We start from the raw sequence: 12,355 nt of genomic DNA, 5'->3' as shown, positions 1-12,355 counted from the left end.
AGTAGAACATTCAGCACACACAAAATTAGAAATATTATTCGATTATCACAACCCCTCACTCCCGTTATCTACTAAAATATCTAGCCAATATCCCAGAATTTTCCGTTAAACACGGCTGGATACTATAAGGATCGCCATCCTTGTCCCATATATCCCCATCCCATGTGTAGTAGAATACGGCATAAATTGCATCGGAGTAAGGTGAATTAAGAAGCTGATCGTCTGTCGACTGGATTAACTTTGTGCGCGAATCTGGGCAATCGCCTGGCTTATGGGTATAACCCCACTCGGTCACCCAACACGGCTTCGAGGATGAATATCGGCAGGCCTCAAGCGCATATTTCGAAAACCGCTGGCTGCGCGCGGCATCTGCTCGAGGATCGCCCGGCGATGAATTCCACGGGTAACTGTGGACCGCATAACCATCAACGTATTTAGACAAGCCAAGCTTATCCAAATATTGTCTGGTTGCTATCGCATCCAGCATGCTCGGAGATTTGACATCTATAGCTTGGGGCGGGCCTTCGTGAACACTAAGTCCAGCAGATATGATCTTCACGCGCCCCGCATCGGAAGTGGCATTCACCACTTGTCGAACTTTAGCGACCAGCTCCACATACTTTTTCAATCCCAACCGAACTGAATTACCGCTTTCTGAATTAAGCCAATCATAACCATAAATTCGGCCGGTGTCATCGACTTTAAAATCACCATTAAACGGAGATATATTTATCTCGTTTCCGACTTCTATCGCAAATACAGGATTTTGCCCCTTCAACTCCCCTAAAAAGCGCCCAAGCTTGTCTCCTAAAATCTGAGAGTCCAGCGTTGAAATTGCATATCTAGACCAAAAACCGGCAATCTTCTGGCTCTTAGGCCTGAACTGAGAAGTTTTACTCGCAGCATAGTCCAGATCAACCACCATTAGTACGGATATACCGTTTTCATAGCATTGTTTAAGAAATGTCACGCCGTCTTCGTTTAATTTTACAGGAGACCTCACATACCTCACGCCTTTTTCGTGAAGATCCTGAAGCAATTTCTGACGGTCGCTCTCACTGCGATTCATCGGATTAGTGATGTTAAAGCCCGCGATTTGCCCAGCAACGACGACCTGAGGGACAAAAAAAAGACTAATCGACAACAATACGACTATTGATTTGCAGATTAATTCATATATTCGCATCATCTTTATTCACCGATATCAGGTAGCCGGTAGCTCAATCACAAACATCTATCACAAGCGCGCCACGACAAATGCAGCCCGGTCACCACGTTGCATCTTCATGAAATCTGGGCCAATCTTGATCGCGCCATCGAGCAATAGCAAGAACCAGTAAGCACATTCGCGCTGCGAAGTGGCCCAAAAGTGTCAAACCGAAAGCGATGGACTGCCATCCCTTTCGACAAGGCAGTTGTGAGCCCGCAGAGAGCCGCAGCTGCCATGTGGGCCTTCGCCACTTGCGGGGCGTCACCGCATCCGGATCGGCGGGTTCAACAAGAACTTTCACGGATTCCGCAGGTACGAATTCCATGTCGAAATTCTGAAGGTGCTGCGGAGATGTATGGTCGCCGCTTTCAGCATGCTATGATTGTTCTCGACAGAGCCGCCTCATAACCGGTCGAACCTTGATGGTTAACTCATCGGAATATATGCAGCCTGGAAATTTGGAATCCTGAGTTGTTAGCGGGGTACGGCGGTGCATATCGTGAAGCGGGCTGAGCGCCTTCTGTGGCTTGATGCCGCAAAGGCTATCGCCATCATTTTTGTGATCCTAGGCCACATATTCCGCGGGCTGAATGACGCAGGAGTTTTCGCGGATGAGCGCGCCTTCCAGATGATGGACAACGCCATCTACATGTTCCACATGCCTGCGTTCTTCCTGATTTCGGGTATGCTGTTCCGCCGCAAAGATTGGTCAACGTTTGCAAAAACTTCTGCTTGGAACATCGTGCTTCCCTACTTCCTGTGGAGCTCCGTGATCATTTTCGTTCAGATGGCTTTAAGCTCGGTTGCAAATGCCAACGCGACATGGGCGAACCTCTGGATGCTTCCCTATATGCCCTACTCAATATTTTGGTTCCTCTACGCATTACTGCTCATCCAGATCTTTGCACAGATTATTCTACCATTGACCAACGGCATGTGGCTTTTAGCTGCTCTCGGCATTGCCGCCTCAATCATCCAGGCTACCATCCTCCCGAAGGGCTTTGCCCCATTGAGCTTGGCAGCAACGTTCCTCGTGTATTTCGCGGCCGGCCAACTTCTCCACAGTGAGCTCAAAAAGAACCGATCCAATCACGCCGCAGCAGCCGGATGCCTCGCAGCACTTCTGGTAATTGACGCACTCGCAGTGTCGAGCGGGGTGGCCGTGGAAACTCTTCCTGGCCGCGCGACTGGCATTGTGCTTGCCTACCTGTTCGTCGGAGTTTTCATTTTTTCGCCGCAATTCAATGCTTGGCGGGCGTTCCGCAGGATAGGCGAAGACACAATTGCGATATACTGCATGCACACGATCTTCACGGCTGGCACACGGGCGGTTCTGTCGAAGGTCGGAATCGTATCCGTGCCCATTCATGTAATAGTTGGCTTGGCGGCTGGCTTATTAGGACCAATGATCGCAATCGAGATCGCTCGGCGGTTTGGTATGCAGCAACTGATTGGCTTTGGATCCGCCCCGTCCCTTCCGCCCACGACGCGAATTGATCTTCCCGAGCGCCAGACGACTTGAACGATTGCCTACAAATTTAATCGAAAGCAAAGCTCGATCGCAACCACGCAATTCGATTTTCTACCGCGCAGCGTTCCGACCTGATCGCGCGCAACAGAAGCGGCTGATCGTCAGTCGTCGTTCGCATCTATCTTGGCGGTTTGGTCAAGCGGCGGAGACGGCCCCAGGACCCACGTATGATTCACCGTCAAGTTCGAGCCGCTTTGCATTGCGAAAGAGACGGCCCAGGATCGCGTCGCGTAGGTCGGATCGTTTACTGTTTGATGCCAGAGAGATACTGGGAGTTCGCCAGTGCCGAGCGTGGAGCGCTAACCGTATTACCCCTTGAGCACGTCGACGAGATGATAGTGGACGCTGCCGTCGAACCGCTGAAGGCCCCAATCATCCACGATCGGCAACTCGACCTTGGCATGCGTGATCGTCGAGCTACCTTGGCTGCCGGGCGTTGAGTACGTAGCGGCCATCACGGCAAGCCAAGCGACCGATCGCACAGAACAATCAGCCTTTCCCAATGCCGATCGGGCCGAGAAGGGCCAATTTCTCGTGCCTAGTGGTTCGATTCAATCAGGATGGATCCCCAAGGATTGACGGAAATCTGCGCCTTTGAGGACCAATTCACGGGACTCATCCGTTGCGTTCATACCACTAGAGATCAATTCTCCGGCGTAACGCGTCTCGAAGAGCCGCCGATCATGTCTGCGGAGCGTTCGGTAATCGACATTTTCAGACATCGCTCGGTGCTGCGCGTTGGCGTGTCCCAGGCAGAGCGAGTCATCTGAACTTGGGATATGTGGTCGCAACTTCGAGCAGCGATGCCTGCCCTTCGACAGGGCTTAGATTGGCAACATCATCGCTGTTGGCTATCTCGACAAAGGCTGTCCATGCTGGCGAGCGGTCAAAGAGGTCGAGCGCCATTGCCTACCAGAGCACACGCCCGCTGCCTTGCTCGCAATCTAGAGATATGATGCCGACGCCATTCAAGCCAACCTTGCCGATCGGAAGATCGAGACCGTCATTCCCTGTCGGTCAATTCGTCGCGCGAAGATCGAACTTAGCCGCACGCTTTACAAGTAGCGCAATCGCATCGAGCGGATGTTCGTCCACCAGAAGGCAACTACTCCACCCCCAACCGCCACGACCAACTGTCCACCTGGTTACTCGGCGCGTTCGTCTCGTCAACGCCAAATACTGGCTGAATTTGCTCATCCGACCAGTCAGCGATTCCACACAATACTCAGACTTCCACACTTAAAAACACTATTTTAAATATAACATTCATTGACCAATTACGGATCTATAAAAATTCTCGTGGCTGTTCGATATAACCTCCCAAGAAAATCTACTTTGGTTATTTGCATCTCTATTTTTTCCCACAATCGTGGAATCATTGACTATCGCGTCAGCGAAAGCTTGAACGTCGCCTTCTTCTATTAAGCACCCGGTGTCACCATCATCAATTACGTCTACTAGTCCGCCCACCGCAAACGCGATAACAGGCCGAGAGTTTGCAAAAGCAGCTGCGACAACACCACTTTGCGTAGCACTTCGATAAGGCAAAGCAATAAGTTCGGCTTCCTGAAATGCACCTATCACTTCTGCAGGCGACAGGAACCTATCTGAGACGAAAACGTTCCTGGCCTTGTCTATTCTTTTAGAGAGCCTCTCCAGTTCTGGTCCTCGACCTGCAAAATGAAATCTTATGTCAGGTCTAACGGCGCCCACTAGATCCGCAACGTCTAAAAGCAAGTCTACCCCCTTGTAATACTCCATCCTTCCAAAAAAAAGAACGACCCCTTTATTTGGATCCTTTCTATCCTTAAGGGAAGGATTAAACAGCTCCCCATGATCAACGGAAAATAGCATCTTTCCACGAGAAACATCTAATGACGAATATAGATTTAGGCAGAAATTTCCGTGAAGGACGATCCCATTGGCCCTCCGTCGCACTTCACTAATAACCTGAGACCCCGCCTCGGCCTTGCCCACATCACTCCCTTCGTGAGGAACCGGATCGTGAACAGTCAACAAAACAGGCGCTCGGACTCCAAATATCTTTGCGATGATTCTGTTCGAGAAGTGAGGGGTTTCTTGTAAGTGAACAACTTGTGGTCTAAATATCAGAAGCATCACCAATAACTTCGCACCACCAAAAATAGTGCTCCAACGAGAGCTACCGATATCAACAGTAATGCACGAAGAAGGGAGCGGTAAATCGACGCCCTCCAACTCAGAAATTACATTTTTACGACTTCTTACGAGAAATACGCTATTATTAACGGCCAGTTCTTTAGCCAGGCGAGTGGAATACTCAGCAAACCCCTGAGAGTAAATTAACACTCTAAGCGCCTTATCACCAAACATACTACTAACCATTCCAAAAATTGAATAATAAATTTGATTTCATTGTCGCGTACTTCAAGCAAGAGACTTTATTTCGAAACATTTTAAAAAATTTAATCTAAAATATAGTGAAATATTATGACGAGCCCAAGGCGAATAGCGCGATCTTCATTTACATGGACCCACGTATATTTTTTACACTACACTAAAATCTTCTCCAATCCGTCTCCCAACCAACCGTCAATCATCAGCCCCCAATCCAAAAAATCATAGGTCTCCTATTCTGCGTGCGCAAATCGGGCGTCAATGAGATTGTACCGCACTTGCAAAATACGGCGATAAACCGTGACTTTTCAGATGTTGAGACGATGTGGCTGGTGCCGCGCTGTCCTCGCTCGTCAATCGTTTCATGGAGTCCTGCTGCCAGATTGTTACTCTTCGCCAAGTGCTTTCAGGGGCTTAGGCTCGCCGCTCAGGATACCGCCATCCACGTCCATCGGCAGTCATCCGAAGAATCTCAAGCGCATCTCGTACAATCAGCTCCGGTAGCGGGGGACACGCGGACTAATCGGCAAACTTGCGTGTTCGCCTGATCAGCCCCCGCAAGCTGTCCAGAGGCACAAGGGTCATCGATCCGATCTTGGCGATCTCGATTTGGCCGTCGGCAATAAGCTCGTAGAGCTTGGAACGGCTAATCCCCGTGAGACGGCATGCCTCGGGAATACGGACCGCCAAGGGCTCGGTCAGCGATTGATTGTCGTGTTTGTTGCTCACAGCCCGCGTCCACTCGTCGTCCATCATTTCTCTCCTTCGCCTGACGTCGAATTCCCACTCCCCCTTCCGCCTTGTCCTCTCGCCGCCTGCTCTCCAACCAGCCGGACGAATGCGTCGTAACGTGCCAGCCCAAGTTTTCGGGTCGCCGCATCGAATGCAGGATGATGCGCGGTCAGTGTCAGTTGATGCCGCACGAAGAGCCCGACCACCTCGGTAAGGTAATCGAGCCTCCGTTCCATTCGTTCGGCCGCCCTCGCCTGCCGCTCCAGCTTCTTCCCGAACTGTCGCTCGGCCTCGACGTCTTCGCGGCGCTCGAACCAGGCGCCGAGCGCCGCGGTCATGATCGACGTCTTGGAATTGTTCGGCTCCGCCGCCAATGCATCAAGCCGCGCCGAGAGGTGATCGGGCAGGTAAAGCTGATGGCGGGTCTTGCGCGTCTGCATGCACGCGAGAATGCCAGCCGGCAAATTCCGATCATAGACTCCGACGGATGCACCGAAGGTACTTTCCGGCGCCTCTCGTGACGATCACGAGATTTCCGGGCCGCCGCGATCGATCCCGCGCCGCCACGTGATCCCCGCTCCCCGCACAAGGCCGGACACCTCCTGGTTGAGATGCTTCTCCAGCTCTGATCGCCAGGGCACCAGCGTGAACTCCCGTGACTTTTCGATCAGGGCGTACTTCTCGCCGCCGACCTCAATGGCCCGGCGATAGGTCCCCTCGACATGAGCATGCCGATTTTCAGCAAATGGGAGCCCCAGTTCTTCGGAGAGTTGGCCAGCCACACGGCGAAGCTCACGCTGCTGCAGGTTGGCGAGCAGATTTGCTCTGAAACGAACCGTGCTGCCCTCCTGCTCGGCGAAGCCCTGTTCGATGAGCCATTGCCGGCGCTGCTGGAGTGCGCCACGAACTTCGCCGCCCAATCGCCCCTGAAGCTGCTCGGGATCCTGGGCGATGCACTGCCGGTCCAGCCAGGTCGGACCGTCGTGCTGAACCAACTGCTCCAGTGGACGCTCGGCCAGAACCTCCACCTTGACCGGTCGACTTTGCGCCAGGCGCAGTTCGTACTGCTCGACACGCTTCAGATGGTCTTCCGGGATCTTCCAGGTCCCATCGAGCTGGCGCTCCACCCCGCCCTGGGCTCGCCGAATGGCTTCAAGGCGGCGCACGTGGGTTTCGGCAAATTCCCGCCTGGCGGTGCGATCATGGGCCAGATGCTTTTTGACGCTGTAGATCCCGCCATTGGCAGCGGCGATCTCGGCCACGTTGCGATCTGCAATGCGGGTGCCGAACCGCGCCTGCTCGACCCTGACAAGCCGACCCTGCATGGCGCCGTCGGCCAGTTCGTGTCCGAGATCGACGTAATGGGTTCGACCATCGGTCGCCTCGACAATCATGTAGTGGCGATCCTGGTGCTCGTCGGACAGGCCTCGCGCTTCCACTCGGCCGACAATCGCGTGGTCGTTGCCAGGCTCGAAGATCGTATAGTCATGCGGCGCCAATTCGGGTCGCGCTTTCAGGCGATCATGCATGGTGGCGATGATGTCGCCGCGCTTGCCCATTATCCGCAGCGTACTCTCGAGATCGGGGTCGAGGCGGTAGCGCCCCTTCTCTTCCTCGACAGCGAGCCCCATCCGCGCGAGCGTGCCAAGCCGCGCAGCACGCACGCTTTGTTCGAACGAGTCGCGATGCCAGGCCGGTGCCAGCCCCTGCTCATCGAGCGAGGTCAACAGAGTGCGGTCGATCCGGGTGAAGCGCTCGGCTGAAATCTCGGAGCGCCGCGCTTGCTGAATTTCCAGCTCGGTGCGCGGCCCGAGATCGAGACTGACGATATCGGAAGCGCGGGCGGCGATGCCTCTGCTGATGTAATCGCGGGCGATGACGAGGTCCTTGCCCCGATCATCGACGCCGCGCACGACGATATGCGTGTGCGGATGGCCGGTGTTGTAGTGGTCGACCGCCACCCATTCGAGGCGGGTATCGAGGTCGGTTTCGACATCCTGCATCAGACGGCGCGTCAGTGGCTTCAAGTCCTCGTAATGCTGGCCGTCTTCAGGCGAGACGATGAAGCGAAACTGGTGGCGATCGCCAGCTCCGCGTTCGAGGAATGCCTTGCCATCCTCGGCATCGATTTCGCGGCCGTAGAGCGTGCCGCGCTCCCCCTCGCGGGTGGTGCCGTCGCGCTGCAGATAACGCAGATGGGCAATGGCAGCCTTCGCGCCCTTTCCGGCGAGCTTCACATAGCGAACTTTGACGATGACCCGGCGCGCACGGGACGCACCAAAGTCGTCACGATTTGCCAGCATCCGTCCTGCGGCAGCGCCGCGGCCGATCCGGCTTCCAACGAAGCGGGCTTTCCCGCTTCCCGAAGCGCGGCGGCCTCCCCCGGCCTGATTGACCGCCCGCCGCAGTGCATTTCGGAAGGAACGCTCCTTGCCAATGTGGCCAAGCCACACCAGGAAATTGTCATCCATCGCGCGTACCTCGCTTGCAAAGCCCTCGATGAGGGATTGCGCGCGCGTTGCTTCAAGGGCCTCCACTGTCAGCGAGTCCCAAGGGCGCAGGAATCCGCCATTTCTGGGGCCAAAAATCTGGCGATGGAGGCATGGCGAGGCCAGGAACCCGCCGAAATCTCGTAAAAAACGGTGTGCAGACAATGAGTTGGATCGCGGCGCGAGACTACGCCTTTTAACTTGCCCTCCCCCTTCTTACCCTCTCATGCCTTCCACACCCTCTCCCCCACCATGTTCCCCAGCAGCGCCAAGACGTCCTCGCTCGGCACGCGCGCGGCAACATCAAGCACCCTGCTCGATGCTGCTGTCTCAGGTCAGCGGAGATTTTCGCCGGTCTTTCAAGACTGGTCGTGATGGGTGATGTCGGGTCGGTGCTCCCCGATTTGGTCTCGCCTGCAGGTGCCCGCATTGACCCAAATCCAGGCGAAAACAGGTCAGGAATGAGCGGCAACTTCGAGCAACAAACCGATCGGATCACGCCGGTTTTCCGCAGCGGAACCGGACAGAAAAAGGGCGTCGCCGGTCATGGCGACGCCCTGGATTTAGCGCTCGATTTTATGGGAGCGGCCGTACCTAGGTGCGGCTGCCGGTCTTCTTGAGGTGAGCTGCGCAGATCTCCTTGGTAACCTCCTGAAGTATCTTCGCCCGATCCCCCAACCATTCCAGTTCGACATCCCTGACGTTGTAATGCGGTGAGTAGCGGGCCTTCACATAAGCCTGCTGAAGAAGCTCAAAGCAACGCCGGGCAAACTTCGTATCTCGGGGCCAGACTGGTATCAGATCGCGGGCGATATCCTCGGCCTTGTTCCGCAGGAACTCAAGGTTGTGCGACTTTGGGCTATAGAGGGTCAGAGTTAGCAAATTGCAGTGATAAAGTTGCTCCACTGCCTGGTGCAGTTCGAACACAGCCTTATTCCGCCAGTAAACATCATCCCCTTGGCTCCGTTGGAGACGGAATGTGGAAAGTGACCGGTCCGCCATGGAGAACCAACGCGTGTAGTTCTGCTCGGCCTCCAAGAAAGCCACCGCCGTATCCAGCGGCTTGGGCATTTCGAAGTGCTGCTCTTCGAGCGAGTAAAGGACCACGCCCTCGCGCACGACATCCATGAAGAAGGGCCGGCTGCGCGACAATTGGCCGTTCACGTCGGCCATACTGTGGACGACCATGCCGACCGGTGCCGAGATGCGCTTGGCGATGCTCCACTCGCGCATCAGATGTTCCTGCGCGCGGTGCCAGTATTCGGGATCGGCCAGCCGCTCGTCATTCACGATGACGAGGATATCGTAGTCCGAATAGTACCCGCCCTGGTGATCCTCGATCCAGTTCCCACGCGCATAGGAGCCATAAAGGATGATCTGGGCGATCCGCCCCTCCCGCTTCCATTTCTGCGTGGAAAGCGCGCGCGCATCCTCGAATTCCGCAAAGATGATCTGCACCACGCGTTCGAGATCGTGGCGCTTGCGGTCGGGGAGATGATCGAGATCGGTCTTCATGGGCTTGGCTCGACTGTGGGGCATAAGGGACGGCAGGCGCAAGGAAAAGACGGCGGGCTCATGGCCCGCCGCCTTCTTCCAGTATGCGCGTGATGATTCCGATTGCCCTGCTCATCCGCTTCTCGATGTCCTTCACCGAACGGCAGGTCCGCCGCGCGATTTCCACGTAGCTCATGCCGTCCAGACGCGCGGCGAGGAAAATCTCCCTATCGATTTTTGACAATGCAGCCATGGCGGCTTCCAGCCGGGCCAAAAGCTCAGGGCTCGGTTCTTTGTCCATTTGCGATCTCCCGATGGCGGGAAGCCCGGCAGCGCTCTCACGTCGCCGGGCTATTTCCCTCATGCTCCGTTCGCAGAGTCTCGAGGTTGCGCGGCTTCATCGCTGCCTTCCTTATCGAGGCCTGCACATCCGATAATGCTTCGGACGATGCGTTTGACGGCGCACCCCATGAGCCTGCGGACCTCGCGCTCGGAGAGCCCCGTCTGACGGGCGATTTCGTGCATCTCCATGTGATAGACACATCGGGCGAGGAAGATTCGCCGCTGCAATTCCGGCAGTTCGGCCAGTGCTGCTTCGATGCGTGCCAGCCCTTGCGAATTGGCGGCTTGATCGGATTTCTGTTCCATTTCCATATCTCCCGTGGAGGGAAATCCCGGCCCCGCTGCGCGCAGCCGGGCTTCCGGGTCAGGCTGCGTGCGGCAGGTTGTGGGGTTGATCGGCGTCGCCCTTGCTCGTGGCTTCCGCTGCCGGCAGCATGGCAATCCGCTGCGACCGCTCGGCACTGCCGACACCCCCGCGCGCGGTGTAAGTCGCGGTCGGAAACGCCATCCAGCGCGGTACCCAGCCCTCGACTTTCGCCCGTCCGTGCTCGCCCGCAAGGCAATCCCGAATGATTGCGCGCTGGACCTTGGTGGCAGCTTTCGCGTTCTCGGCGGCGACCGTTTCACCCGCCACTTCGGTCAGCAGCAGCCCCATGACCTCGCGGTCGCGGATACTATCGAGCAAGGCATCGTCCGCCTGCCACACAGCCGCCATGTCGACGCCCATATGCCGCCCGAGCAGGTCGACAAGGCTGGTTCCGACCGCCAGCGTTTCGCCCATGACGATAGCCAGCACGGCCATCACCTGTTCGTCACTGAGCGCAATCAGACGCAGGAGCAGACAGCAAATATCGCCGCCATCCGGATCGCTGCCGGTGACGGTGGGCGTCTCCCCGTTCAATCCCAGCAGCGCAAGAACCTGCCGCCGCCCGGCATCGAATGCCGCTTCGGAAACGCAGCCCTCGACGCTCTCCGCCACAGCATCGTTCGGAGCGCGCTGATCCGCGATCCGCACATGCCAGAGCGGCGAACCGGCAATCACGTGCGCGACCATGACCCGCAGCGACAGGCCGGGATCGCCCGCCAGCCTTGCCCGGACTGCCGCATGGCGATGCAGGTCGATGTAGGCATTGACCGTACTCGATACCTCGGGGCGAACCGGGTGCTCGATCGCCTCGCCGCGTTCCAGCCGCCGCGCTTCCCTGGCGGTGAGATAGCCTTCGTGGATCGTCACATCGCCGCGATGGCCGATAGCGATATAGACCCTGCCGCCCCTCGATTTGGCGACGTGCACGTATTCCCATGAATGGAAAGTCTCGCCCCGCGGCATCACCACGACCTCGGCCCAGCCATGCTCGCGCAGATCCGCCGCCCTGGCCTCGACCGCTTCCATCTGCGCTGCCCAGAAAGGCTCGGTGGAGGCGAAGTAGCGCTCGGCGCCGAACAGGTCCGCGACGATCTCGCCCGTGTAGGCCTCGACATCGAACAGGGCCGACGAGGTCGGGATCGATGCCCCTCCGAACAGCCACGCCTTCAGCCCAAAACCGGTGGGCGTATAGGCGCCGGGGGTATCGAACAGGGCTAGCCATTCGCGCTGCCGGGACCTCGATGCCATGGTGAGATGACGCAGCGACACGGGATCGATCTTCTCCGAGCGGTAGAGATTGCGCAGACGCGGGATCAGGTTGCCCAGCGCCAGCGTGCGCTTCACCTGCAAGGCGGTCAGCCCGAAGGTGTAGGCCACGTCCTCGACCGACCGCCCTTCCCGCATGAGGCGCACGAACGTCTCGCAGCGGGTCATCTCGTCGGGATCAAGCCGGGCAATGTTCTCGATCAGGGAGGCTTCGAGCGCGGCTGCATCATCGCCGGGTTCCAGCACCGCGCAGGGCAGGTCCTCGATGCCGCCCCCTTCCTCGGCCAAGGTCAGAGCCGCATGGTAGCGCCGCTTGCCTGCGAGGATTTCATAGGCGGGAGCGTGATCGCCGCCCTCACCTTCGCCGCTTAAACCGGCAGCATCGCCCGCCAGTTCGCGAACGATAAGCGGCACCAGCACGCCCCGTGCCCGAACCGAGGGCAGGATATTGGCGATATCGCAGGCCTTGCGGGTGCCCCGCATGTTGAGCTCGGAGACCGACAGACGGCCAAGCTCGATGTGCTTCAGTTCCATTGTCCTTCACTCCT

Annotated in this window: 11 protein-coding genes; 1 reads left to right on the top strand and 10 read right to left on the bottom strand. The window is 56.9% G+C overall.

The genetic code is table 11. The features are described from left to right. Positions 1–64 precede the first annotated feature (64 nt). Positions 65–1,189, bottom strand: a complete 1,125-nt coding sequence (locus AC1VVM_RS06250) for a hypothetical protein (protein WP_482956137.1) — start codon at positions 1,187–1,189, stop codon at positions 65–67. 511 nt (positions 1,190–1,700) lie between these two features. Between AC1VVM_RS06250 and AC1VVM_RS06245 the strand changes: the two genes are divergently transcribed. Then, positions 1,701–2,732 carry an acyltransferase family protein gene (locus AC1VVM_RS06245; protein ID WP_482956136.1) on the top strand — a complete coding sequence of 344 codons (1,032 nt, stop codon included), beginning with the start codon at positions 1,701–1,703 and terminating at the stop codon, positions 2,730–2,732. A gap of 317 nt (positions 2,733–3,049) precedes the next feature. On the opposite strand, the gene AC1VVM_RS06240 is transcribed toward AC1VVM_RS06245, so the two are convergent. The 9 genes from AC1VVM_RS06240 to AC1VVM_RS06200 all read right to left on the bottom strand — a co-directional run bounded on the left by AC1VVM_RS06240 (position 3,050) and on the right by AC1VVM_RS06200 (position 12,341). Then, complete coding sequence (locus AC1VVM_RS06240; RefSeq protein ID WP_482956135.1) at positions 3,050–3,196, bottom strand: hypothetical protein; 147 nt, start codon at positions 3,194–3,196, stop codon at positions 3,050–3,052. A gap of 811 nt (positions 3,197–4,007) precedes the next feature. Further along, a complete protein-coding gene (locus AC1VVM_RS06235) occupies positions 4,008–5,093 on the bottom strand; it encodes a glycosyltransferase family 4 protein (protein WP_482956134.1) in 1,086 nt (361 codons plus the stop codon). Between the two features lie 543 nt (positions 5,094–5,636). Beyond that, positions 5,637–5,870: a helix-turn-helix domain-containing protein gene (locus tag AC1VVM_RS06230; protein ID WP_482956133.1), complete on the bottom strand. Its 234-nt coding sequence runs from the start codon at positions 5,868–5,870 to the stop codon at positions 5,637–5,639. Continuing rightward, positions 5,870–6,289, bottom strand: coding sequence for a CopG family transcriptional regulator (locus AC1VVM_RS06225; protein ID WP_482956132.1), 420 nt, complete (start codon positions 6,287–6,289; stop codon positions 5,870–5,872). Before AC1VVM_RS06225 ends, AC1VVM_RS06230 begins: the two co-directional genes overlap by 1 nt. 84 nt (positions 6,290–6,373) lie before the next feature. Next, positions 6,374–8,386 (bottom strand): relaxase/mobilization nuclease RlxS, encoded by a 2,013-nt coding sequence (rlxS, locus tag AC1VVM_RS06220; protein ID WP_482956131.1) that lies wholly within the window; start codon positions 8,384–8,386, stop codon positions 6,374–6,376. A 546-nt stretch (positions 8,387–8,932) separates the two neighbouring features. Continuing rightward, a complete protein-coding gene (locus tag AC1VVM_RS06215; RefSeq protein WP_482956130.1) occupies positions 8,933–9,853 on the bottom strand; it encodes a nucleotidyltransferase and HEPN domain-containing protein in 921 nt (306 codons plus the stop codon). Positions 9,854–9,911: 58 nt separating this feature from the next. Beyond that, positions 9,912–10,133: an RNA polymerase sigma factor gene (locus tag AC1VVM_RS06210; RefSeq protein ID WP_482956129.1), complete on the bottom strand. Its 222-nt coding sequence runs from the start codon at positions 10,131–10,133 to the stop codon at positions 9,912–9,914. A gap of 59 nt (positions 10,134–10,192) precedes the next feature. After that, positions 10,193–10,480, bottom strand: a complete 288-nt coding sequence (locus AC1VVM_RS06205; protein ID WP_482956128.1) for a sigma factor-like helix-turn-helix DNA-binding protein — start codon at positions 10,478–10,480, stop codon at positions 10,193–10,195. Between the two features lie 58 nt (positions 10,481–10,538). Next, a complete protein-coding gene (locus AC1VVM_RS06200) occupies positions 10,539–12,341 on the bottom strand; it encodes a ParB/RepB/Spo0J family partition protein (protein ID WP_482956127.1) in 1,803 nt (600 codons plus the stop codon). Positions 12,342–12,355 lie beyond the last annotated feature (14 nt).

The organism is Novosphingobium sp. BL-S-33, from assembly GCF_056857025.1.
The sequence above is the reverse complement of the archived record's forward strand: the minus strand, read 5'-3'. Positions and strand labels throughout refer to the sequence as shown.